The 23,427-nt window shown below is 73.3% G+C and carries 19 protein-coding genes; 11 read left to right on the top strand and 8 right to left on the bottom strand.

Going from position 1 to position 23,427, the window contains the following annotated elements; all coding sequences use genetic code 11:
• The first annotated feature begins 257 nt into the window (after positions 1 to 257).
• Positions 258 to 2,540: a S9 family peptidase gene (locus PV789_RS26245; protein WP_274975025.1), complete on the top strand. Its 2,283-nt coding sequence runs from the start codon at positions 258 to 260 to the stop codon at positions 2,538 to 2,540.
• Positions 2,541 to 2,646: 106 nt separating this feature from the next.
• Here PV789_RS26245 and PV789_RS26240 read toward each other — a convergent pair whose 3' ends face one another.
• Positions 2,647 to 3,351 carry an AAA family ATPase gene (locus PV789_RS26240; protein WP_274975024.1) on the bottom strand — a complete coding sequence of 235 codons (705 nt, stop codon included), beginning with the start codon at positions 3,349 to 3,351 and terminating at the stop codon, positions 2,647 to 2,649.
• 330 nt (positions 3,352 to 3,681) lie between these two features.
• On the bottom strand, positions 3,682 to 4,713 hold the full coding sequence (locus tag PV789_RS26235; protein ID WP_274975023.1) for a GntR family transcriptional regulator: 1,032 nt from the start codon (positions 4,711 to 4,713) through the stop codon (positions 3,682 to 3,684).
• A 288-nt stretch (positions 4,714 to 5,001) separates the two neighbouring features.
• On the opposite strand from PV789_RS26235, the gene PV789_RS26230 reads away from it, so the two are divergent.
• A complete protein-coding gene (locus PV789_RS26230; RefSeq protein WP_274975022.1) occupies positions 5,002 to 6,174 on the top strand; it encodes a DUF418 domain-containing protein in 1,173 nt (390 codons plus the stop codon).
• A 93-nt stretch (positions 6,175 to 6,267) separates the two neighbouring features.
• Here the strand turns inward: PV789_RS26230 and PV789_RS26225 are convergent, their stop codons facing one another.
• Positions 6,268 to 6,852: a hypothetical protein gene (locus tag PV789_RS26225; RefSeq protein ID WP_274975021.1), complete on the bottom strand. Its 585-nt coding sequence runs from the start codon at positions 6,850 to 6,852 to the stop codon at positions 6,268 to 6,270.
• 246 nt (positions 6,853 to 7,098) lie between these two features.
• On the opposite strand from PV789_RS26225, the gene PV789_RS26220 reads away from it, so the two are divergent.
• Positions 7,099 to 7,707 carry a TetR/AcrR family transcriptional regulator gene (locus PV789_RS26220; protein ID WP_238347018.1) on the top strand — a complete coding sequence of 203 codons (609 nt, stop codon included), beginning with the start codon at positions 7,099 to 7,101 and terminating at the stop codon, positions 7,705 to 7,707.
• Between the two features lie 217 nt (positions 7,708 to 7,924).
• Here PV789_RS26220 and PV789_RS26215 read toward each other — a convergent pair whose 3' ends face one another.
• Positions 7,925 to 8,380, bottom strand: coding sequence for a PACE efflux transporter (locus tag PV789_RS26215; RefSeq protein ID WP_274975020.1), 456 nt, complete (start codon positions 8,378 to 8,380; stop codon positions 7,925 to 7,927).
• A 107-nt stretch (positions 8,381 to 8,487) separates the two neighbouring features.
• Between PV789_RS26215 and PV789_RS26210 the strand changes: the two genes are divergently transcribed.
• Entirely contained in the window at positions 8,488 to 9,375 is an 888-nt protein-coding gene (locus tag PV789_RS26210; protein ID WP_274975019.1) for a LysR family transcriptional regulator, read from the top strand.
• 181 nt (positions 9,376 to 9,556) lie between these two features.
• Here the strand turns inward: PV789_RS26210 and PV789_RS26205 are convergent, their stop codons facing one another.
• The gene (locus PV789_RS26205; protein WP_274975018.1) at positions 9,557 to 9,949 is read right to left on the bottom strand and encodes a MerR family transcriptional regulator; all 393 of its coding nucleotides are present in this window, start codon (positions 9,947 to 9,949) and stop codon (positions 9,557 to 9,559) included.
• Positions 9,950 to 10,010: 61 nt separating this feature from the next.
• Between PV789_RS26205 and PV789_RS26200 the strand changes: the two genes are divergently transcribed.
• Both PV789_RS26200 and PV789_RS26195 read left to right on the top strand, forming a co-directional pair.
• Complete coding sequence (locus PV789_RS26200; protein WP_274975017.1) at positions 10,011 to 11,114, top strand: alkene reductase; 1,104 nt, start codon at positions 10,011 to 10,013, stop codon at positions 11,112 to 11,114.
• Positions 11,115 to 11,409: 295 nt separating this feature from the next.
• The gene (locus PV789_RS26195) at positions 11,410 to 12,468 is read left to right on the top strand and encodes a CPBP family intramembrane glutamic endopeptidase (RefSeq protein WP_274975016.1); all 1,059 of its coding nucleotides are present in this window, start codon (positions 11,410 to 11,412) and stop codon (positions 12,466 to 12,468) included.
• A gap of 422 nt (positions 12,469 to 12,890) precedes the next feature.
• On the opposite strand, the gene PV789_RS26190 is transcribed toward PV789_RS26195, so the two are convergent.
• Positions 12,891 to 13,505 (bottom strand): TetR/AcrR family transcriptional regulator, encoded by a 615-nt coding sequence (locus PV789_RS26190; protein ID WP_274975015.1) that lies wholly within the window; start codon positions 13,503 to 13,505, stop codon positions 12,891 to 12,893.
• 141 nt (positions 13,506 to 13,646) lie between these two features.
• On the opposite strand from PV789_RS26190, the gene PV789_RS26185 reads away from it, so the two are divergent.
• Entirely contained in the window at positions 13,647 to 14,279 is a 633-nt protein-coding gene (locus PV789_RS26185; RefSeq protein ID WP_274975014.1) for an FMN-dependent NADH-azoreductase, read from the top strand.
• A 134-nt stretch (positions 14,280 to 14,413) separates the two neighbouring features.
• Here the strand turns inward: PV789_RS26185 and PV789_RS26180 are convergent, their stop codons facing one another.
• A complete protein-coding gene (locus tag PV789_RS26180) occupies positions 14,414 to 15,307 on the bottom strand; it encodes a CPBP family intramembrane glutamic endopeptidase (RefSeq protein ID WP_274975013.1) in 894 nt (297 codons plus the stop codon).
• Between the two features lie 39 nt (positions 15,308 to 15,346).
• Between PV789_RS26180 and PV789_RS26175 the strand changes: the two genes are divergently transcribed.
• Positions 15,347 to 16,030, top strand: a complete 684-nt coding sequence (locus tag PV789_RS26175) for a TetR/AcrR family transcriptional regulator C-terminal domain-containing protein (RefSeq protein ID WP_274975012.1) — start codon at positions 15,347 to 15,349, stop codon at positions 16,028 to 16,030.
• A gap of 170 nt (positions 16,031 to 16,200) precedes the next feature.
• Positions 16,201 to 17,115: a MerR family transcriptional regulator gene (locus PV789_RS26170; RefSeq protein WP_274978260.1), complete on the top strand. Its 915-nt coding sequence runs from the start codon at positions 16,201 to 16,203 to the stop codon at positions 17,113 to 17,115.
• A 180-nt stretch (positions 17,116 to 17,295) separates the two neighbouring features.
• Here PV789_RS26170 and PV789_RS26165 read toward each other — a convergent pair whose 3' ends face one another.
• Complete coding sequence (locus PV789_RS26165) at positions 17,296 to 17,847, bottom strand: lytic polysaccharide monooxygenase auxiliary activity family 9 protein (RefSeq protein ID WP_274975011.1); 552 nt, start codon at positions 17,845 to 17,847, stop codon at positions 17,296 to 17,298.
• A gap of 769 nt (positions 17,848 to 18,616) precedes the next feature.
• Between PV789_RS26165 and betT the strand changes: the two genes are divergently transcribed.
• Together betT and PV789_RS26155 are read left to right on the top strand one after the other, a co-directional pair.
• Positions 18,617 to 20,797: a choline BCCT transporter BetT gene (gene betT, locus PV789_RS26160; protein WP_274975010.1), complete on the top strand. Its 2,181-nt coding sequence runs from the start codon at positions 18,617 to 18,619 to the stop codon at positions 20,795 to 20,797.
• Between the two features lie 299 nt (positions 20,798 to 21,096).
• Entirely contained in the window at positions 21,097 to 23,307 is a 2,211-nt protein-coding gene (locus PV789_RS26155) for a discoidin domain-containing protein (RefSeq protein WP_274975009.1), read from the top strand.
• Positions 23,308 to 23,427: the final 120 nt, after the last annotated feature.

The following is a 23,427-nucleotide window of genomic DNA, read 5'->3' as shown; positions in this document are numbered from 1 at the left end:
CCAGGCGGCGGGCATGAGCTGGCCCGGTCCCAGAACGGCCCCGGCATGTTCCGGGGCCGTTAGTCGTGTCTCGGGGGTGTTCCTGGTCCGTGACCTCGGACCGCCCCCCGGAGCTACTCACGGGTTGTTCCGCCTCCTCACCATGGCTCCGGGCGAAGCGGGCCCCGACGAGGCGTCGGTCACCTATCCCTTGAGTCCGACGCGACGTCACCCTGTTGAGTGGGCGGCGCCAAGCACCACGAGCGGAAGGCCTCCCCGTGAACGACCCGGCTGAACGAACACGCCTCGACGCCGCCGACTACGCCCGCGCGGAGCAGATGCTCGCGCCGCACAGAGCCCGCCTCATACCGCAGGCTGCCGTCGCACCGCAGTGGTCGAGCGACGGCGCCCGGTTCTGGTACCTCTCGGGGACACGGCACATCGTGGTCGATCCGGCGGCGGGCACCAGACGCGACGCGTTCGACCACGAACGCCTGGCGGCGGCGCTGTCACAGGGCTCCGGACACGCGGTCGAGGCCGACGCCCTGCCGCTGGCGTCCCTCGACTTCGAGCCCCCGGGCGGCGGTGCCGACGCGATCCGCTTCTCGGCGTTCGACACCCGGTGGGAGTGGTCGGACCGCGCCTCGTCCTGCGCCCGGATCGACGACGACCGCCCCGCGGGGCCGGGCGAGGTCGCCTCACCGGACGGGGCGTGGGTGGCGTTCCGCCGCGGGGGCGACGTGTGGGTGCGCAGCCGCGACGGCAGGCAGGAGTTCGCGCTCACCGAGGACGCGGAGCCGGACTGGGACTACGGCGGCCTGCCCGACGCCGCCACGAAGGTATCGCTGCCCCTGCAGGGCCTGGATGCGCCGCTCGTGGCCGAGTGGTCGCCTGACTCCACCCGGCTGCTCACCCACCGGATCGACCAGCGGGGGCTGCCCGAACAGGTGCTGGTGGAGTCGTCCCCGCCCGGGGGCGGGCGGCCGGTGGCACACCGCATCCGCTACCCCATGCCCGACGACGAGGCCCAGGCGACGGTGTCGTGGCGCGTGCTCGACGTCGGTACCCGGCAGGTCGTCGGCGAACAGGGCGACCCGGAGGTCCTCTCGGTCCACAATCTGACGCGACGGTGGTGGACGGGACAGCGGGGCAGCGCGGTCCACGTCCTGCACCAGTCGAGGGACGGGCGCACCGTGGAACTGCGCCGTCTCGACCCGCTCACCGGGGCGCGGACGACGCTGGTCACCGAGACCGACCGCACCCGGGTCGACCCCTCGCCCTACCTCCACCTCCCTCCGGTGACGCGTGTGCTGGACTCCGGGGAGATCCTGTGGTGGTCCCAGCGCGACGGTTGGGGCCACCTCTACCTCTACTCCGCCGACGGCGGCCGGGTCGAGCGGGTTACCGAGGGTCCGTGGCTGGTCCACCGGGTGCTGTGGGTCGACGAGGACCGCCGCCAGGTGTGGTTCGTCGCCTGCGGACTCCACGCCGACGACCCCTACGTGCGACAGATCTGCCGCGTGGGCCTCGACGGCAGCGGGTTCGAGCGGCTCACCGACGACGACCTCGACCACGACGCGGTCAGCCCTCCACAGGGCGGCTACCTCCTGGACCGGGCCTCGGACGTGGCCACGCCGCCGCGGGCACGGGTGCTCGACGGCGACGGGCTGACCCTGGTCGAACTCGAAGCCCCGGACACCGCTCCGCTCCGAGCGGCGGGCTGGAGCCCGCCCGAGCGGTTCCGCGTCCTCGCCGCCGACGGGCGCACCCCGATCCACGGCGTGCTGTGGCGCCCGCACGGCTTCGACCCGGCCAGGCGCTACCCCGTCGTCGACCACTGCTACCCCGGACCCAACACGCACCGGGCGTCGCCGGCGTTCGGGAACCTGTTCACCGGGGAGCCCGAGGCGCTGGCCGCGCTCGGGTTCGCCGTGGTCGCGATCGACGGCCGGGGCACCCCGCTGCGCAGCAAGGCGTTCCTGGACCACTCCTACACGGGGGACCTGGGCATGTCGGCGGCGTTGGCCGACCACGTCGCCGCCATCCGCGAGCTGGGGCGCCGCCACTCCTGGTTGGACACCGGCCGAGTGGCCATGACCGGCGATTCGGGGGGCGGTTTCGCCACGGCCCGTGCCCTGCTCACCCATCCGGAGTTCTACACCGTGGGCGTCGCGCGGACCGGCGCCCACGACTTCTCGGTCTACCTGCCCTTCTGGACCGAACAGTTCTGCGGCGAGCCCAGCGCGGAGAACCGCCGGGCCATGGTCAACACGCACCTGGCCGACAACCTGCGCGGCAAGCTCCTGCTGATCGACGGCGAACTCGACGACAACGTGCTGCACTACCAGAGCCTGCGCCTCGTCGACGCGCTCATCGACGCCGACGCCGACGTCGACATGCTCCTCGTGCCCGGCGTCGACCACAGCCTCATCGGCCGCTACCACTACATCACGCGGCGGACCTGGGACTACCTGGTGCGCCACCTGCACGGCACCGAGCCACCGCGCTACCGCATCGCTCCGCTCCCGCCGATGCCGGAGTGGGCCGTCGTCCCGTCCTGAGGACGCGGCGGTAGGGTCCCCCCGATTCCCAGCGGGTTCGGGACCGCTCCCGAGCAGCGGACCGCTGCCCGGAGGCGGGCCGGTCGGCGGCGCAGACCGGCCGGGGTCACGGGGTAGCGGACATCACGCGTTCGATCCGGGCGGGTGGTGGTTCCTCCGCGGTGCGCAGGGGACCGCGGGCGTCCGGGCCGGAACCGAAGCGGATCCAGGCCAGCTCCCGCGCCCGGCGCCGGTCGATCGCGAGCAGGCTGCGCGCGCCCGGCGCGAACGCCTTCGGCCCGCGCCGGGTGGCCGCGCGCAGCCGCCGCCAGCGCCGCGAGTGCGTCCGGTGGCTGCGCGCGGTCACCCGCCGACCCCGGGCGGCCTGCCCGCTCCGGGCCTCCTGCGGGGTGGCGTCGATCATCAGCACGTGGACCTCGTACCGGCGCAGTCGGCAGAGCAGGGCGAGCAGCACGCGAACCGAGCGCCGGGTGCCGCACTCGTGCACCACCACGGGGCCGCCGCTCAGCGCCACGGCCACCCGGGCCAGGTGCAGTACGTGCACCACCCAGCGCCACAGCGGGTAGGGGACGCGACCGAGCAGCGCCCCGAGCCGGTAGCGCGACTGCAGCGAGTCGATCACCCGCACACCGTCCGCGGCGACCACGGTCCGGTCCTCGTCCCCGCGCAGACCGAACAGCCGCCGCAGCAGGGTGCTCTTCCCGGCCCCGGGCACCCCGGTGACCACCACCAGGGACCGCCGGGGGTAGACCGCCCCGCGCACCCTCGCGTCGTTCACCGAGGGCGCGTACCGCACCAGACCCTGGGACATCTTCGGTAGCTCCTCAAAAGCCGACCTGGGCGCCGGTGGGGTGCGGCTCCACAGCGGCCGCGTCACCGACGTCATGGCGCTGCTGTGCGTCTGCTGATCTGAGAGGTTGGTGCCGCGGAAGGCGGGAGGGCCGCCGATCGCGTTGTGGAACCGGTGGTGATTGTAGTGATGCCGCCACCTCGGAACGCCTCCGGTTCCCCTCGTCGGCCGGGTCGCCGCCGCGGGCCGGGCGGAAGTGGTCGTCCACGGTGTCGCACAGGTAGGAATCCCCCCGTGTTCAGGTGTACCCCGTGGCGCGCGCGGGACGCCCGTCGGGACCCCTTCGCGGGCTCACCGGGTTGTGCCCGTCGGACCCGAGAGGCCCCCGTCCGCGGGTCGGCCTCCCGATTCGATCAGCGGCGCGAGCCCGTCCAGCAGGTGTTTCATGCCGAGGTCGAAGATCGCGTGCACGTCGGTCGGCCCCGAGACGCTGAACGTCAGGGGGAACCTGCCCTGCTCGGCGATCCGCAGGAACTCCTCGCCCCTGGACCTCCACCAGTGCTCGGCGTCCATCCCGGCCTCGTATCCCTCCACCACCGCGCGCGTGCCCTGGAGGGCCATGCCGGAGGTGTAGGCGGACACGAAGGTGAGGATCGCCATGGCCTCGTCCGGTGAGCGCCCCTGGCCGGTGATCACCCGCATCATCCACTCGGCGTTCTGCACCAGTCCGGGCGACTGGACCGCTCCGGCGAGCGGGGTCAGCTGGACGGCCCAGGGATGCGCCCGGTAGATGCCCCACTCCGTCAGCAGCGCCAGCTCGAGCGCCTCGCGCCAGTCGGCGGGCGGCGGGTCGGGCAGGGCGTGCTCGGTGTAGACCTGGTCGATCATCGCCGTCACCAGCGCGTCCTTGTTCGCGACGTGGCGGTACAGGGCCATGGTGCTCACCCCCAGCTGGGTGGCGACCCTGCGCATGGACAGGCCGTCGATCCCCTCGGCGTCGGCGATGGTGATCGCGGCCCGGACGATGGCCTCCCGGGCGAGGCCGCCGGTCTCGGCGGCCGGACGGTGGCTTCCCGGGTCTTCCGTCCGCGCCGGACGCGGGCGTTCCCGCTGGCGCTGGGGCTTCTGCGGCTCCGGTGCGGAGACCGGCGCGCCGCGCACGAGGGTCCCCACTCCGCGCACCGCCTCGACCAGACCCTCCTGGCGCAGGGCGGCCAGCGCCTTGGTGGCGGTGGCCATGGCCACCCCCCACTCGCGCATGATCTCCCGGGTGGAGGGCACCCGTTCGCCCGGTCGCAGCTCCCCGGAGCCGATGCGCGCACGGATGTCGGTGACGACCCGCGCGTAGGGCGGCAGTTCCTTTTTTCCGGTCGTGGACACCACTGACCCCTTCCGTTCCTGTCGCGCTACTCCGAGTGTACTAGTGCACGACGGGGTCCAGGCTGCCTCGTCGAAGGCGCCGGAGTGTCCCGGGGGAGTCCCTTTCGATCCCCGGTGCACTAGGCATGTGCACTAGTGCTGTTGGTCTTAAAGCTGCACTTTGAAGGGTTTGCGGCAAGGGGTGTGCTGTGTATACGTTGTACGCGCAGTGCGTCGCTCCGACGTGCGCTCCGGTGGGCGCCTCGGCGCGTACGCCGTCCATCGGAGCCCACGGCCCTTTCGGAGGCCACCATGTCCCACACGTCCACCCCAGAGCCCCGCACGGCTCCGGCCCCCGACCACCCGCTCCCGCTCGACCGCCGCTCCCTGGCCCCGGACCTGGCCCGCGGCGTCATGCTGCTGTTCATCGCACTCGCCCACACGCACCTGTTCACCGTGTTCATCGGCGGTCCGCAGGGCGCTCCCAACCCCGCCGACCAGCTCACCACCGCGGCCACGGTCATGTTCGTCGACCTGCGCAGCTACCCCATGTTCGCGGCCCTGTTCGGGTACGGCCTGGCCCAGATCCACCGCCGCCGAGGCGAACAGGGGCAGGACTGGCCCCGGACCCGCGGCCTGTTGCGCCGACGCGGCCTGTGGATGATCGCCTTCGGGCTGGCGCACACGGTGCTGCTCTTCCCCGCGGACATCCTGGCCGTCTACGGCCTGGTGACGCTGGCCCTGGTGGGCGTCCTGAGGTTGCGCGACCGGACCCTGGTGATCCTGGCTGCGGCCTGGCTGCCCGTGGCTGCCGCCCTGCACGCCCTGATCGCCGCCGAGGACGCCTTGACGGGGCAGGGCATGCCGCTGATGCCGGACGGGTTCGCGGACGAACTCCTCTTCCGGGTGACCCTGTTCTCGGTCCTGGCCGTGGTGATGTCCGCCAGCACGCTCGTCCCGTTCCTGATCGGTGTCCTGGCGGCCCGGCACCGGATCCTGGAGCGGCCCCACGAGCACCTGCGACTGCTGCGCGCCACCGCGTTCGCGGGCATCCCCCTGGCGGCGCTGGGCGGTCTCCCCCTGGCCCTGGACAAGGCGGAGGTGTGGACCGGCGCCACGACCGGGGACCTCGTCGCCGCCACCGCCCTGCACCAGGTGAGCGGCTACGCGGGCGCGCTGGGCTACGCCGCGCTCATCGCCCTGGTCGCGGTCCGCCTCACGGGCCGACAGGGGCCGGTGACCGACGCCCTGGCCGCGCTCGGACAGCGCTCCATGACCTTCTACCTGGCCCAGTCCGTGGCCTGGGCCGTGCTGTTCTCCTCCTACACGCTCGACCTGCACATGACGTCGCCCGCCGTCGGCGCGGGCGTCGCGGTGGCCGTGTGGCTGACCACGGTGCTGCTCGCCGACCTCATGCGCCGCCGGGGCGTGCGCGGACCCGCCGAGGTGGCGCTGCGCCGCCTCGCCTACGGGCCCTCGCGCTGAACCGTCCGGTCCTCCCGGGCGGGGCCGGTCGGCGGATTCCTTCCTCCGACCGGCCCCGCAGCGGTGCTGACGGCTCCGGAGGCGGCCGTCGTGTCAGGCCGACTTCCCGGCGACGCGGTGCAGGCGGATCGCGGAGATCAGGAAGAAGATCCCGCCCAGGGTGGCGTAACCGGCGAGGCCGGTCAGCGGGGCGTCCGGGGCTCCGCTCTGCATGAGGAAGCCCGCACCGGCGAACGTGGAGATGCCGCCGCTGAGGATCATCGCCCACTGGCCGCCGAGCCTGTAGCGGATGAGGGCGACGATGAGCTGCACGGCCCCGGCGGTGATCGCCCACACGCCCCACACGGCCAGCACGGCCGAGGAATCCGAGGTGACGGCGAGGCCCAGGCCGACGGCGGTGAGCAGGCTCAGCGCCATGTTGGCGTACAGCCCCGCGGTCGGCCGCGCCGCCGCGGACCTGCGGAAGTCGACCACGGCGGCGGCGAGGTCGAACAGCGGGTAGAGCACCAGCAGGGCGATGCTGACGGGCGTGAGCGAGGAGGCGGTCAGGGCGAGCAGGGCCGCCCAGACGACGGCGAATCCGAAGCGGACGTAGTACAGGTTCCGCAGTCCGCGGGCGATGCCGATCCTGTCGGTGCTGTCGGTGCTGTCGGTGTTGGCGCTGGTCGCGGTGGTCATGGGGTGCTCTTTCGCTGAGTGGCCCCGGTGGTCCGGGGTTGGTGTCCGGTCCGGGCGCGTCGCCCGTGTCCCCACCGTGCGCCGTCGCGGAGTCCGGCCGTGGAGCGGCCGGATCTCGGGCGGGGCAGGCGGTCGGATACGGGAACGGCTCCCTAGGTAGAATGACTAGTAACTCTACTTAGCGGCGAGTGTAGGCGCGGGGGCGCCGGTCCACAAGCCCGCGGAGGAGCTCATATGATTCCGCCCATGGCCAACCCGATGCGTGAACGCCTGTTGGAGGCGGCGACCGAGCTGTTCTACGCGCACGGCCTGCGCGCGGTGAGCGTCGACAAGGTCATCGACGGCGCCGCCACGACGAAGGTGACGTTCTACCGCCACTTCAAGAGCAAGGACGACCTCATCGTCGCCTACCTCGAACGCCGCGCCGCGCTCGAACGCGAGGGGGTCGACGCGGCCATCGCACGCGGCGAAGGCGACGTGGACACGACGTTGGGGCTCATCGCGGAACAGGTCGGGATCATGGCCTGCGCGCCCGGGTTCCGCGGCTGCCCGTTCATCAACGCCGCCGCCGAGTACCCCGACCCGGACAGCCCCGTGCGGCGGACGGTCGACGCGCACCGCCGCTGGTGCAGGGGGGCCTTCGAACGGCTCGCCGCGCCGCTGGGCCACAGGGAGGCGGGCGACGTCGCCGACGACCTGATGCTGCTCCGCGACGGCGCGATGGTCGCCGGATACCTCGACGAACCGGCGGCCGTGGCCGACTCCTTCCTGCGCAGCGGCCGTGCGGTCACCGGTGTCGCCGCACCCGGCGGCGCGTCCGACGGCGCGTCCGGTTCCGCGGGGCCGGTCGGCTAAGCCGCGGACTGCGGTCGGGCCTTCACGTCGAACGGCAGCGGGCGGAGCCGTCGAGCGTGCGCGTGGCCGCCCGCCCTGCCGAGGAGCCGCCCGCTCCGGTCCGGTCGCTCAAACGCCGGACGGCGCCGCGCGATCGGGGGCCGCGCCGTCCCGGGCGGCCCGCCGGGCGGAGGCCACCGGTACGGGTTCCGCGGGCGCGCGTTCGACGGCGCGTGCCTCAGTCAGAACGCCCGGAACCGACCGGCTCCTCCTGCTCGACCTCGTTCACCGCCGAGCTGGGGACGCCGAAGATCCTGTCGAAGGCCCAGTTGTAGGCGAAGGTGTAGAACGGGATGTAGACGATGAACACCAGGTCCAGCACGAACGCCTGCAACAGCGTGATCTCCAGCCACCACGCGATGAGCGGGATCAGGAAGCACACCAGGGTCAGCTGGAACCCCACCGCGTGCAGGACGCGCCGGCGCACGGTGCGCGTGCGGTCGCGCTGGCGCCGCTCCCACGCCTCGAACAGGTAGTTGAAGACCAGGTTCCACACCGTCGCCACACAGGTGATCATGAGCGCCAGGGGGCCGGTGGTGGCCGGTGACTCGCCCGTCAGCAGGGACATCACCGCGGTGCCCACCGCGAGCCCCAGGACCTCGTATCCGCCCACGTAAACCAGCTTGCGCTTCACGCCTTGCACAGCACACACTCCCCGTTCCGTCGGTCAACGGGGGAAGACGTTATATTCAGGGCTAATGAACAGAAAAGTCAGGTCCCTTCAGAAAAGCTGACAATTGTATGGCTCTCTCCAGTGACGGCATCGAGCTGTTCCTAGCCGTGGTCGACCACGGCTCCTTCTCCGGCGCGGCCCGCGCGCTGCGCCGGGTGCCCTCCGCCGTGAGCATGGGCATCGCCAACATCGAGGCCGAACTCGGCTACCCCCTGTTCGACCGGTCGCGCCGTGAGGCGGTGCCCACCCCGCGTGCGCTGGCCCTGGTGCCCCACGCACGGGCCGTCGCCAGCAGGCTGCGGCTGCTGCAGGTCCACGCCGTGGAGCTGTCACGGGACCTGGAGAGCACGCTCACCGTCGCCGTGGCCGCCGGAGTGCCGGACCGGGACCTGCTGGACGCCCTGGCCCGGGTCGGCGGACGCTACCCCCTGCTGCGCGTGAACCTGCTCCGGGCGCCCCAGGACGGGGTCCGGGAGATGCTGCACCGGGAGCGGGCCGACCTGGCGCTGCTGGCCGCGGCCCCGGACGTGGACCGGGAGGAGGTCTTCACCAACGTGACCGACGAGGTCTTCGTGGCGGTGGTCTCGGCCACCGCGGACACCCCCGGCCTGCCCGCCGACCTGCGGCGCCTGGAGGACCTCGGCGCCAGCCGCCAGATCGTGGTCGCCGGTCCCGACGACGCGGTCGCCGATCGTCGGCTCCTGGTCTCCGACGCCCGGTGGCACGTGGACTCGGTGGAGGCCGCGCTGGGGCTCGTGGAACGCGGCGCGGGATGGGCCAATCTGCCCTTGGGGGAGGTGCGGGGCGCGGTCGCGGCCGGGAGGGTGAGGGTGCTGGAGTTCGTCAACCTCAAGAACGGGTTGGCGATGCCGGTGCACCTGATGTGGCTGCGCAGGAGGCCGCTGCGCCGGGCCGCGGGGGAGGTCGTCGCGCTGATGAGCCGCGACCACCGCTGACCGGTAGGGGCGGGGTCCGGTACCGGGAACCGCCTCCAACGCGTGGTCGGGGCGCTTCGCCGAGCGCCCGGGAGCCGAGGGCGGTTCCGACGCCGACGGGCCGTGACCGCGACGGGTCGGGCTTCCCCGCCGATCCCGCCGATCCCGCCGAGCTTCCGGCGTCCGCGGGCGGGAGGCCCTGTCAGCGGCGGCCGGTGAGGGGGCTCTCCTCGGCTCCGGCACCCTCGGCGGAGGCGATGACGTCGTCGAGCAGCTCCCGGGAACGCCGCAGGTCGGCGATCATCCGGTTGATGCGCTCGCGCTCGATCCTCAGCTCGCGGACCAGGTGGGCGTCGGCCGTGGCGGCGGGTCCGCCGTCGGCGTCGCGCATGCACGGCAGCAGTGTCACGATCTTGGCGCTGCACAGCCCCGCTGCGTACAGCTCCTGGATGCGCACCACCCGGTCCACCGCGGCCTCGGCGTACTCGCGGTGCCCGCCCGGGGTGCGCTCGGAGGCCAGCAGGCCCTGCTGCTCGTAGTAGCGCAGCGAACGCGGGCTCACCCCGCTGCGACGGGCCAGCTCACCGATGCGCATGACGCACCTCACGTTCCTCGCGCTTGAATCTGACATTGGTGTCAACTCCTACGGTATCCGCATGAACGCCAAGGAGACAGAGTCCCCGCTTCTCAGCCCCGTGAGCCTCGCCGACACCGATCTGCCCAACCGGCTCGTGATCGCCCCCATGACCCGCAACCGCGCCGAGCCCTCGGGCACCCCGAGCGAGCTCATGGCCGAGTACTACGCTCAGCGGGCCTCGGCCGGTCTGATCATCGCCGAGGCCTCCACGCCCAGCAGGGTCGGACGCACCTACCCCTACATCGCTGCCCTGTACCGCCCCGAGCACACCGAGGGCTGGCGGCGGGTCAACCGCCGGGTGGCCGAGGCGGGCGGGCGCATGTTCGCCCAGATCCAGCACGGCGGCCGCGTCGGCCACCCCGACACCAGCGGCCTGACCCCGCTGGCTCCCTCACCGATCGCCCTGCCCGGGACCATCCACACCCTCGGCGGACGCCAGCCCGCCGTGACACCCCGGCAGATGGACCGGGACGACATCGCCGCCACCGTCGCCGACTTCGCCTCCGCCGCCCGCCGGGCCGTGGCGGCCGGGTTCCTGGGCGTGGAGGTGCACGCCGCCAACGGCTACCTCCTCCACCAGTTCCTGACCCCCGGCACCAACCGGCGCCGGGACGCCTACGGCGGCACCCCCGAGAACCGGATGCGCTTCGTCCTGGAGGTGGTCCAAGCCGTCGTCGCCGAGATCGGGCCCGACCGCGTCGGCGTGCGCGTCTCCCCGGGCAACACCGCCAACGGCATCGCCGAGACCGACGAGGACATCGCCGCCCTCTACCCGGAACTGACCACCCGCCTGGACGCGTTGGGGCCCGTGTACCTGCACGTGGCCTTCGCCGACCCCGACAGTTCCGTGTGGAAGCGGATCCGCTCAGGCTGGTCGCGCACCCTGATCGGCAACCCGGTGCTGCCCGAGGGGGCGATCCCCGCCGACGGCGGCCGGGACGCCGCCGAGCGCATGCTCCGGGCCGGGGCCGACCTGGTCGCCCTGGGCAGGCCCTTCCTGGCCAACCCCGACCTGGTCGAGCGCATCCGTACCGGGGCGCCGGTCAACTCGGTGCGCGACAGGTACCTGATGTACGTGGGCGGGGCCACCGGCTACACCGACTACCCGGCACTGGGCGGCTGACCCCCGCGTCCGGCTGGCCCGGTGCCCGGCCGTCCCCGCGCCCGGCCGTCCCCGCGCCCGGCCGTCCCCGTGCCCGGCTGCCCCCCGCGTCCGCCCGGCCGACCGCCCGGCTCCGTGACGGTGACGGACCTCCGAGGGGCGGCCGTCGGGCCTGTGCGCCCGTCATCGGCCACCCGCCCGTGCCGCGGACTCCGTCGGCGCATGACATCCGTCATTCCGGTCCCGTGCGGAGCGCGCGGGAAACCCGTGACCGGTGACACTCCGTCACGGCTCCGCTCCGGCCTAGGTTCGGAGCATGAATCCCAACGACGACCGTCGCCCCGCCTGGTCGGCCCCGCCGTCGGCCGACTTCTATCCCACGGTCTCCGACGCGGGGGCGGCGCACACGCCCGCGCACGCACCGGCCGCTCCGACCGGGCCCCGCCCGCGCCGCCGGGGCCCGCGGCCCGTTCCGCCGGGGGTGGAGTACCACCGCGCGCTCGCCGGGGACAGACGCCGCATCGGACGAGGCGTCCTCGCGATCGTGCTGCTGGTGGTCGGGATGTTCGCCTTCAGCATCGTCTTCTCCCAGGCCGCCGCCCTCCTCGACGCGCGGATGGGCAGGACCAACCCGGCAGCGGGCGGCACCGACTACACGCCGCTCTACCACGGCGCGACCATGTTCTCGCTCGCCCTGCTCATCCCGTGGAGCATGCTCCTCCAGCGGTGGCTCTACGGAGTCGAGGGGGCCTCGCTGCACTCGGTGCTCTCGCGCTTCCGGTTCGCCGTGCTCGGCCGGGCGCTGCTGTTCATCGGCCCCTTCTGGCTGCTCGCCGTCACCGCCCTGAACGTCTCGGCACCCGCCGGACAGGCCCACTGGCCGGTCATCGAGCTGGTCGTCATGCTCGTCCTCACCCTCCTGCTGGTTCCCCTCCAGGCGGCGGGCGAGGAGTACGGCCTGCGCGGACTGGTCCTCCGGGTCGCCGGGAGCTGGAGCAGGGGGCCGCGGGCCGGGCTGGTCGTCGGCGTCCTCGTCTCCAGCCTGGTGTTCACGACCATCCACGGTGCGGGGGATGCGTGGATCAACCTCTGGTACTTCACGCTCGCCGTCAGTCTGGCCGTCATCACCTGGCGCACCGGCGGGATCGAGATCGCGGTCGTCATCCACGCGCTGCTCAACACGCTCACCTTCCTCTTCGCCATCGCCCTGCACACCGATATCGGCGCGTCCATCGCGGACCGGTCGGCGGGCACGGGGTCGCCCGTCCTGCTCGTGCCCACCGTCACCGTCGCCGTGATCGCGCTGGTGGTGTGCCTGCGCACGCGCCGGACGGGACCGGCCCTGACCCCCGAGCCCGCCCGGGCGCACCCGTAGGCGACCGGGCGCCGCGCGGGGTCGGCGCCCGGCTCCAGCGGCGGCCCGCGTTCCCCGCGCCTACCGGCCGGTGCTCCCGGGCCGTCGCCTGGGCAGGGGCCACCGCTGGGCCGCCCCCTCCTGAACGGGCTCCGCTCCGACCGGGCCCGGGGCATCGGCCGGTTGCGGCCACGGCTTCGTCTGAGTGCCCAGCCAGTGCGCGGCACCGGCCGGGCCGGAGTGGGTCAGGGCCGCGCGGATCGCCTCCAGAGAGCCGCCGGTACGGCCGGAGCCGGAGAAGGCCGGGGTCGTGTGTCGCCGCTGGTCATCGTTCATGTGGACCATCGTCCGACCGGTATCCGGTATCGCATGGAATCGTCCGCCCGGGTCCAGCCGGACGCCCGGCCCGGGTGGGTCCCAACCGTGAGGCGAGGAGCGGCCGGTCAGTCCCCGAGGAGGCGTTCGACCAGGAACCGCCAGCCGTCGATCAGGGGGTTGGGCGCGTCCGGCTCCGGAGGGGCGGCGACCTCGTCCGTCGACATGTACAGCACCAGGGGCCCCTCCAGTGCGGCGGTCAGCTGTACGGAGAGGCCGTACAGCCGGTCCGCGGGCAGGCCGGCCAGGCCCAGGAGCATGCGGATGTGGGGCTGGGTCATACCGACCGCGCCCGCCGGTACCGGCAGGGAGCGGTCCACGGCGGCCCGGGCGGTCGCGTGGTGCTCCAGCAGGAAGGGGATGCGGGCGCACCCGTAGGCGATCAGGCGCTCGGCGGGGTCGGCGCCCGGTCCCAGCGGCGGCGGTCCGGACAGCACCTGTTCCTGGAAGCGGCGCTCGGCGTCTTCGAGCAGGGCCACGAAGATGCCCGCGCGACTGCCGAAGCGGCGGAAGACGGTGCCCTTGCCCAGTCCCGCGCGTTCGGCGAGGCCGTCCATGGTCACCTGCCGTGTTCCGTGTTCGGCGATCATCGCGCGGGCTGTCTCCAGCAGGCGTTCGCGGTTGCGCGCGGCGTCCGCGCGTTCGCCGCGCTCCTTCCCGAAGGGCACCAGGGGCGAAGTCACACGGACAATCTACCCCGGGAACACTAAGCGGGGTAAAGTCCGTTTATAGTGGTGCGTGGGTCACCCGGACAGCTGGACCGTCCGGCCGTGTGGCCGTGCTCCGCATACCGCGAACCCGAACACCCTTGGGGGAAGAGTCCGATGAACCTGTTCCGTCTGGACGCCAGCATCCTGCCGACCGTCTCCTGCAGCGCCGAGATCGCCGACCGGGTCGAGGCCGAATGGACCGCCGCCCACCCGCAGGGCGCCGTCAACCGCCGCCACCTGGGCACCGACCCGCTGCCCGCCGACGCCTGGGCGCTGGCCACCATCGGCTCCGGCACGGACGAGGCCGACCGCACCCCCGAACAGGTCCGGGCCCTGGCCCTGGCGGCCGAACTGGCCGCCGAACTCCAGGAGGCCGACGCGGTGGTCCTGGCCGTGCCGCTGTACAACTTCGGCGTCTCCCAGCACTTCAAGGCCTGGGCCGACCTGGTCATCGCGGGCGCGGGCCCCGCCAACCCGCTGCTGAAGGGCACCCCCACCGTGCTGGCCACCACCCTGGGCGGCGGCTACGGCCCCGGCACCCCCCGCGAGGGCTGGGACCACTCCACCCCCTACCTGGAGCGCGTCGTCGGCGACATCTGGCAGGCCGACCTGACCCTCATCAAGCGCGAACTCACCCTGGCCGCGACCACGCCGGGCATGGAGTCCCTCAAGGACCTCGCCCAGCAGGAGCACGACCGGGCCCTGGCCAGCGCCGACGAGGTCGGCCGGGCGCTCGCCGCGCGCTGACGGCCCCGCCCGGCCGCTGCCGACGACCCGAACACCGAGCCCGCCCGGGGCCGCCGACCACGTGATCCGTGTTCTCGGCGGCCCCGGGCGGCGTTCGTCCGGGTTCCTGAGGTGTGCTGGGACTCCCGTCGGCGCTAACCCCGGGCGCTGTCGGAACGGCGCAGGCCCAGGCGGCCGCGGGTGCAGACCGCGAGGAGCACCGCGAGCAGGGCGACCATGGCGACCTCGGGCGCGCTCGCCGGGTCGCCCACGGCCACGGCCTTGACGCCCGAGACGACGTTGATCGCGGCGTGGGTGACGATCGCGGCGATCACGCCGCCGCGGGCGGAGTTGAAGACGTGGCCGAGGACCACCGTGAACCCGACGCAGAGCAGGGCGTAGGCGGGGAAGTACATCTGCGACTGGAGCGTGCCGGGCATGGCGAACAGGGGAGCGTGCCACATCGCCCAGACCGCGCCGAGCAGGACGTTCGCGGCCAGCGGGGAGAGCACGCCCTGGAGGCGGGGCAGTGCGAAGCCCCGCCATCCCAGTTCCTCGTTGCCGCCGCCGACCAGCGCGATGACCAGGAACTGGACGGGCAGGGTCGGCAGTGCCGCCCACAGCTGGGCCTCGTCCAGGGTCGACTGGCCCAGGTACACCTGGAGCGCCGCGGAGCCCGCGAGGGCCAGGACCATCAGCACGGTGATGACGTAGGGCATGACGCCGCCCCTGCGCCGGAGCGAGTGCCGTCGGAAGAGCGCGCCCACGCCCTTGCGGCCCTGCGTGGCCGCGGTGACGACGGCCGCGGCCACCATCGGCCCGAAGCTGCCGACGATCACGGCGGGCATCGGGTCGGCGCCGCCGAGCAGGCGGGTGCCGAGCCACCAGGCGGTCCAGGAGAAGGCGAAGGCGATCACGAGGAAGGCGGTGAGGCCGCGGGGGTCGGTGACCGTCGTGCGGGACTGGTCGGGGGCCTCGGCGTGGGACTCGGAGGGGGCGAAGGTCTGGGGGCTCGTGAGGGAGCTGTCGGTAGCCATGCCGAGAAACATACACTGTTGGAGAGAAACCTACAACGTATGTTTCCCAGTATGCTGTCGGACATGGCAACTCCAGGATCCGACCAGCAGTTCGACAGCGTCTTCCACCGCCCGCAGCGCCGACGCCGGTCCCAGCCCGCCCTCAGCCGCGAACGCATCGTCGCCGCGACGATCGACCTGCTCGACCGCGAGGGGGCGTCCGCGCTGACCATGCGCAAGGTCGCCGCCGAACTCGGGGTGCACGCCACCAGCCTGTACTGGTACGTGGAACGCAGGGAGGACCTGGTGGACCTGGCCGTGGACGAGATCCTGGCCGGGGCCGCATCCGTGCCGCCGCCCCCGGGCGCCCCCTGGGACGAGGCGCTCAAGGAGACCGCCCTGCGGTTCTACGCGGCCCTGACCGCGCACACCTGGGCCGCCGAGTTCGCGGGCTCCCGGCCGCTGATCGGCCCGAACGCCGTCGCCCTGTCGAGGCGCATCATCGAGGCGCTGGGGGAGTACGGCGGGGACGGGGAGGCGCAGGCGGTCGCCATCCGGGCGGTGTCGAACCAGATCCTCGGCGCGGCCACCTCCGCCGTCGCCATGCGCGCGATGAAGTCCGACCGCGAACAGGAGCACGAGGAGGCCGTCGCCGCCGCGGTGTCGGAGGCGGACGCCCTGGCCGTGGAGAACACCTACTTCGACCAGACGATGGACCTGATCCTGGCGGGCATCAGGGCGCGGCGCGATGCTTAGGTGACCGCGAACGGTCGCCGGAGCGGGGACACCCCCCGCGTGCCGTCCGCTCGGTATCCGGCCGCGTTCCCCGGCAGCGGCACGGGGCGGTGCGCGGGGTTGCATCTTCCGTAGCGGCATGTGGTCTGGTGGACCCACGTCCCGCTCCCCTGAGGAAAGCCACCCTGCTCATGCCCCTGTCCTTCACACCGCCCCGCCAGGTCAAGATCGGTGACGCGGCGGCCTTCGCCGGCAGCACGCCACGGGCGATCCGCCACTACCACGAGATCGGCCTGCTCCCCGAGCCCGAGCGGGGCGCCGACGGCCGCCGCCGCTACGGGTACGAGGACATGATCCGCCTGCTGTGGATCCGCAGGATGGCCGACGCCGGGATCGCCCTGGACGACATCCGCGACTCCTTCACCACCGGTACGGCTTCCGCCGACGCCGACGCCGACGCCGTGGGCGCAGACGGTATCGCGGGCATCCTGGAGCGGTTGGAGGAGAGCCTGGCCGAGCAGGAGGCGGAACTGCGGCGGCAGCGGACCGCCGTGCAACGGATGCGCACCGAAGGCAGCCGGATGGGCCTGCTCTCCGACTTCGTCACCGAACGCCTCAAGAGCCTGCCCGAGGGCTCCCTGCACCAGGCGGACCTGGATGATCTGCTGGTCACCGAGCGGGTCTTCGGCCCGCTCGGCGCGGCCGTCCGGGCCGGCCGCTTCATCGCGCTGGCCACGCATCCCGCTCTGCGGGAGGAGTCCGACCGCCTAAACAGCGCCGAGGAGGCGCTCGACGACAGCGTCGCCGTCGATGATCCACGGGTGGCTCGGGTGGCCGCCGAACGGCACGCCTTCGAAAGCGCCCTGCACGCCGTCATCGAGGAGTCGGGCCTGGAGGAGGAGGACGACGCCCTCTTCGACGCCTGGGACGCTCTGCACCCCGCTCCCGCCGATGAGGGGGCCGGTTCCGGCTCCTGCAGGCGGGAGCCGGGCTCCATGAGCGCGTTCGAAGCCTTCGGCAAGATGCCCTACGACTTCTCCCCGGCCCGGCAGCGCTGTATGGAACTGGCCGAGGAGTTGTCCGTCCGGGACTGGTCCGCCAACTGAGACACGGCCCGGACGCCGGTCCGGGGGTGCAGAGCCCGCCACCGGGCCCGGGACGGGGGCCACCACCGGTTCTGGGCCGCCCGCCGGGACCGGGGGAACGCGGCCCGCCCGGGCCCGACGGATCGCACGGCGTTCGCGCCGCCTCCGCCGGGCCGGGCGGGCCCACCGGCCGTCGGACCACTAAGCGCGGATGTTGATGTCCACGCAGGCGTAGAAGGCGTTACCGGTGTCGGCGACGTTCCACCTGGCCAGCAGCGTGTGCCGTCCGCTGTACCCCGACAGGTCCACGGTGTGGCTGAACGACCACGGCGGACGGGCGCCGTGGTCGTTGAACACGGCCACCCGGTGGTTGCCGATGAAGTACTCCCAGGTGGAGGTGGAGTGCGCGGCCGTGATGGTCCACTCGAACGTCTGGACGCGGCCGACGTCGGTCACCCGCCAGCCCCGGCTGTCGTCGTTCAGCTCGGCGAAGCGGCCGACGCCGCCGTTGCACTGCATGAGCCCCTTGGGGCCCTCGACGCTCTGCGGCTCCCACTGGATGCCGCCGCACTGGACGATGCCCGCGGCGCACTGGGCCTGGCGGCTCATCGGGTTGGAGATGTAGCCGTGGGCGCTGGCCGTGCCCGCGGGCATGAGGCCGAAGAAGAGGGTGGTGGCGGCGGCCAGCGCCGCCGCGGTGCGGAGCCGGTGCCGGTTGCGGGGGCGGGGGGTGTCGTACTTGCGATTCAGCATGTGCGGGTCCTTCGTCATGGATCGCGTCCCGGCGCGCAGGGCCGGGACGGTAGCGGGAATCCGTCGGGGGAGGCCCGGGCCGGTACCTGCCCGGGGCGAAGGTGAGCGCTCGCGACTGCGGGGGGAGGGCCGCGGGCGTCGAGTCCCTGAGGACGCGGCGCCCGGTGTCCCTCTGGAACAGGGGTTTCCCGCTCGGGGAGGCCGGTAAGCGGGCCGTGACGAGGAGACGGGTCCCCGGGCCGGGGCGGGGCGCGGGGGCCGACCGGACCGGCCGCAGGACCGGTCGGGGCCGTTCGCCGTGCGGTACGGGAGGGGTCACCGGACACGGAGGGACGGGAGCTGGAAGGACCCGGCCCCGCCGCGCGTGTGGTCCGCACCGGCCGGAGGTGGACCAATCCCGGCGCGGCGGGGAGGCGGCATTAGACCTCACCTGGAGGCCACTGTTTCCTTCCCTCTCCTTCCTTTTCCCTTCCCGGAACCGAGTCCTCCCACGGTTTTCGGAACCGGGTTCGGCCCGGGCCCCGGTCCTGTCCACCGCCTCCGGCCTGCGCCCCGATCGCCGCCGACGCCCCCGGTCGGCCGTCCGCCCGCCGCCGCGACCGCGCACACCGCCGCGCCACGCCGCCGTTCATGGGGTTCCCGACCCCGGGCGGGCGATCCGTGAAGATGGCGCGGTGGACTTCCGAAACCGGTGATCCGGTGAGCCGCCTCCCCCCGGCGCCGTCCCCGGGGAGCCGCTTCCGGTACCGCACGAACGAGAGGTGAAACGGTGGCCACCGACGGAGGGCAGCACCGTCCGGACCGCGAACCGGAACCGGGAGTCGTACCGGACCCGGAGACCGGACCGGAGCCGGGAACCGGACCGCAGACCACCGAGGAGGCGGAGCACGGCCCGAGCCGCCTCAAACCGGTCGTGTTCTACGGCTCGTCCGTGCTGATCGTCGCGCTCTCGGTCTGGGCGATCGCCGCGCCCGCGCACGCCGGGAACACCATCGGCGCCGTCGTGACGTGGATCTCCGAGGTGTTCGGCTGGTACTACTTCCTCGCCACCACCCTCTACCTCGGGTTCGTGGTGGTCATCGCGCTCTCCCGCTACGGCAGGGTCAAGCTCGGCCCCCAGCACTCCAAGCCGGACTACGGGGTGTTCGCGTGGGCGGCCATGCTGTTCGCGGCGGGCATCGGCATCGACCTGCTGTTCTTCTCCGTCTCCGGGCCGGTCAGCCACTACCTGGCGCCGCCCGAGGGCGACGCGCAGACCGTCGAGGCTGCCCGCCAGGCCGTGGTGTGGACGCTCTTCCACTACGGCGTGACCGGGTGGGCGATGTACGCGCTGATGGGCATGGCCCTGGGCTACTTCTCCTTCCGCTACCACCTGCCCCTGGCCATCCGCTCGGCCCTGTACCCGCTGATCGGCAGGCGCATCCACGGCCCGGTCGGCGACGCGGTCGACCTGGCGGCCGTCATCGGCACCATCTTCGGCATCTCCGTGTCGCTCGGCATCGGCGTCGTACAGCTCAACTACGGACTCAACTTCCTCTTCGGCATCCCCGAGGGCGTCGCGGCCCAGCTCGGCCTGATCATCATCGCCGTGCTCGTGGCCACGATGTCGGCGGTGGCGGGCGTGGACCGGGGCATCCGGCGGCTGTCCGAGATCAACGTCGTGCTCGCCGTCGTCCTGATGCTGTACGTGCTGGTCTTCGAGGACCCCCTCTACCTGCTCAACGCCCTCGTCCTCAACATCGGCGACTACCTCAGCCGCTTCCCCTCCATGACGCTGAACACCTTCGCCTACGACCCGCCGACCGACTGGCTCAACGCCTGGACGCTGTTCTTCTGGGCCTGGTGGATCGCCTGGGCGCCGTTCGTGGGGATGTTCCTGGCCCGGATCTCGCGCGGCCGCACCATCCGGCAGTTCGTGGCGGCGACGCTGGTGGTCCCGCTCCTGTTCACGCTGACCTTCCTGTCCTTCTTCGGCAACAGCGCGCTCAGCGTCGTGCGCGGGGGCGGAGCCGCGTTCGGCGAGGCCGCCATGAACCAGCCCGAACAGGGCTTCTACACGCTGCTCGCGCAGTACCCGGGCGTCCTGTTCAGCGCCGGGCTCGCCACGGTCGTCGGACTGCTCTTCTACGTCACCTCCGCCGACTCCGGCGCGCTGGTGATGGGCAACCTCAGCTCCCACCTGCCGACGCCGCTCACCGACGCCTCCCCGTGGCTGCGCGTCTTCTGGTCGGCGGCGACCGGCCTGCTCACCCTCGCCATGCTCCTGGTCGGCGGGGTGGACACGCTGACCAGCGCGACCATCATCATGGGCCTGCCGTTCTCGTTCGTGATGTTCGTGATCATGTGGGGCCTGTTCAAGGCGCTGCGGGTTGAGAAGTTCCGCAAGGACGCCTTCCGGACCACCCTGTCCTCGTCGCTGTCGGACCGGACCGCGGGCGACCGGCGCGGGCCCGAGCGCAACTGGCGGCAGCGGGTCAGGCGGGCGGTGAGCTTCCCCGGCAGGCGGGCGGCCGAGCGGTTCGTCCGCGACGTGTGCCGTCCGGCGTTCCGGGACGTCGCCGAGGAGCTGCGCGAACAGGGCGCGGAGGCGTCGGTGAGCGAGGGGGTGGACGAGGCCGTCGGCATCGCCTACCTGGAGCTGCGGGCGCCGATGGGCGAGGAGGAGGAGTTCAGCTACCGGGTGTGGCCGATGGAGGTGCCCACCCCCGCGTTCGCCATGCGCTCGCTCGCCGAGCACGACACCTACGTGCGCTTCGAGGTCTACCTCACCGAGGGCAGCCAGGGCTACGACGTGATGGGCTACACCAAGGAGCAGCTCATCGGCAACATCCTCGACGAGTACGAGCGGCACCTGGAGTTCCTGCGGCTGCACCGGGAGGCGACCTCGGGCTCCGCGCTCCCCGACCACGGGCCGGGCACCGCCGACGTCCAGGACACCGAGGAACGCTGAGGGCGTTCGCCAGCGGGTACCGGATCCGGTCCGGCCGGAATCGTCGCCGGTGCGACACATCCGGTGTGGCACAAGGGTTCCGACCTGCGGTGATCCTGTGCCCATGGCGAGTCCGGGCGGTCGGACCCCGCCACAGGCGCGGGCCCGCGACGGACGGGGAGGGCCGCACGGCTGGGAGCGGTGTCCGGGAGGCGTCCGGGAGGCGTCCGAAATGTCGGGCCGCGCGCGTAGCCTCTTCGCGGATCCGCGGGCGGCGCCCCCGGCCGCCCTCCCCGAACCCCCTCACCGTAGGAGCTTCCATGCACGAGCACCCGACCGTCCGCGTCTTCCGCACCGAGCGGCAGCGGGCCGACACGGGGGAGTGGTCGTCCGACCACCGGTTGGTGGTCGGTTTCGAACCCGGCGGGGCCGTGCCGCTGGCCCAGCTCGGCTGGCGCGACCTCGACGGAGCGGAGGCGGTGGCCGGGTTCGACCCCGGCATGACCACGTTCACCGGCACGCGGGCCACCGCGGACGGCGCGTCCCACGCCTGGCGGGGACGGCTGGTGGAGCGGCTCACCGACCGCCCCGTCCAGAGGTTCGCCGTCGAGGGCGCGGACGGGGAGGAGGAGCTGCGGCTGCTCATCGAGGACGGCGGCTCCCTGGCCGCGCGGATCACCTGGGCCGACCGCGAGGGCGGCGGCGGTGCGGTCGCCCTGCACACCATCGACCTGGCGGAGTCCGGTAGCGGGCAGGAGGCCACCGGCGGGGTGCGCGAGGTGCGGGCGGGCAACGAGCACACGCGGGCGGGCGAGGTCGCCGCCAACCTCCTCGACGACACCTCCTCCAAGTGGCTGAGCTGGCGCGACGCCGACTGGCTGGAGTTCACCATGGCCGAGCCCGTCAGCGTCCGGCACTACGTCCTGGTCTCGGCCAACGACTTCGCCGACCGCGACCCCCGGAACTGGACGCTCAAGGGCTCGGCGGACGGCCGGACCTGGGTCGTGCTCGACACCCGCTCCGACGAGTTCTTCCCCGGCCGCCACCACGCCCGCGACTTCCACGTCACCGACCCGGCGGCGGACACCCCCTACCGGCACCTGCGGCTGGAGATCACCGGCAACTGCGGCGGCTCCGAGATCCAGCTCAACCGGGTGCGCTTCTTCTCCGAGGGCCGCACCTACGAGGCGTTCGACGGACACCGCTACACGGCGGGCGGCACGCCCTCCCCGTACGGGGGGACCGTGCGCGACCTGTCGGCCCGCGTCCCGGCCACCGCCGAGCAGTGGCGGGACTACCTGTCCGGGTACAGCGCGGACATGCTGCGGGTCCTGACCGAGGACGAACTCCCCGGGACCACCGCGGAGCAGCGCGCCGCCTCCTGGCTGGGCTGCGACGGCGCCCCCGAGGAGCGGATCGCTGAGCTGGAGGAGCGGCTCGGCAGGCGGCTCCCGCCCGGTTACCGCGCCTTCCTGGAGGCCTCCGACGGCTGGGGGCCCGCGAGCACGTTCGTGTACGGCCTGCGCTCCACCGCTGCCGTCGGCTGGGCGGCCGACCTGGAGGACGAGTGCGGTGTGGACGCGTCCCCCGCGACGGGGGAGGGCGGGCCCGTCGGACCACTGCTGCTGGTCTCGGCCGAAGGGGACGCCCAGGACTGGGTGCTGGACGCGGGCGACGTCTCCCCCGACGGCGAGTGGGCCGCCTACGCCTGGTCGACCTGGAACCCCGGCCCGGGGGAGCGCCACCGCTCCTTCGCCGACCTCGTGGCCGCCGAACGCGCCTCGTTCGAGGAACTGCTCGGTGCGGAGGGGCGCCCGGTACACCCGGAGGGAGCGCTCGAACTCCTGGCCCGGGGCCGCCGCGCCGCGCTGGAGGGCCGGGTGGAGGAGGCGCTCAGCGCCCTGCGCCGGGCCAAGGAGAAGGGGTCGGGCGCCGCCGCCTACCTCGAAGTCGTCCTCGCGGCCTTCCTCGACATGCGGGGGACGCACCACAGGCTGCGCGGCCTGCTGCACCGTCCCCACGTGGTCGCCGAGGTCGGCACCGGGCGGATCGAGGCCGAGGCGGTGCCGCTCTACCTGCACAGCGCCGGTCTGGACACCCCCGGCGGCGCGGCCTACGCCGAACGCGCCCTGGCCGGGGCCGTGCCCGGCCTCGACCTCCCCTCCGGCGGGACTGAGCGGCGGGAGTGGCTGGCCTCCCGCCGGCTGCCGGAGCCGCCCGCCTTCGAGCGCGCCCTCGACACGGCTCGCGAGCTGGCCGCCCGCGGCGCCGCCGACGAGGCCTGGGCCGCCATCGAGGGGGCCCTGCCCGGGTGGTACCCGCTGGAGCCGAACCGGATCGCCCCGGTGGTCCTGCTCACCGACCCCGCGCTCCGCGGGGTGGTCACCCCGGCCCGCGCCCGTGAGGCGGTGTTCACCCCGCGCGGCCTCCCGGCCGCAGCCGGGGAGGCGGTGCGCCGGACCGAGAGTGCGGACGGGCCCGCCGCGTCCGGGGGCTCCGGCCGGACCCCGGCCCGCCGCGACGCGCGCTGACCGGTTCGTGTCCGCACGTGCCGTTCTCAGGCGTGGAGGTCCTCCGGCTGGTCCGCGCTGACCGGTGCGTGTCCGTCCGCCCCGTTCCAGGCACGGAGGTCCTCCGGGCGGCCCCGTAGA

The organism is Nocardiopsis camelliae, assembly GCF_028993595.1.
Lineage (GTDB): Bacteria > Actinomycetota > Actinomycetes > Streptosporangiales > Streptosporangiaceae > Nocardiopsis > Nocardiopsis dassonvillei.
The sequence above is the reverse complement of the archived record's forward strand: the minus strand, read 5'-3'. Positions and strand labels throughout refer to the sequence as shown.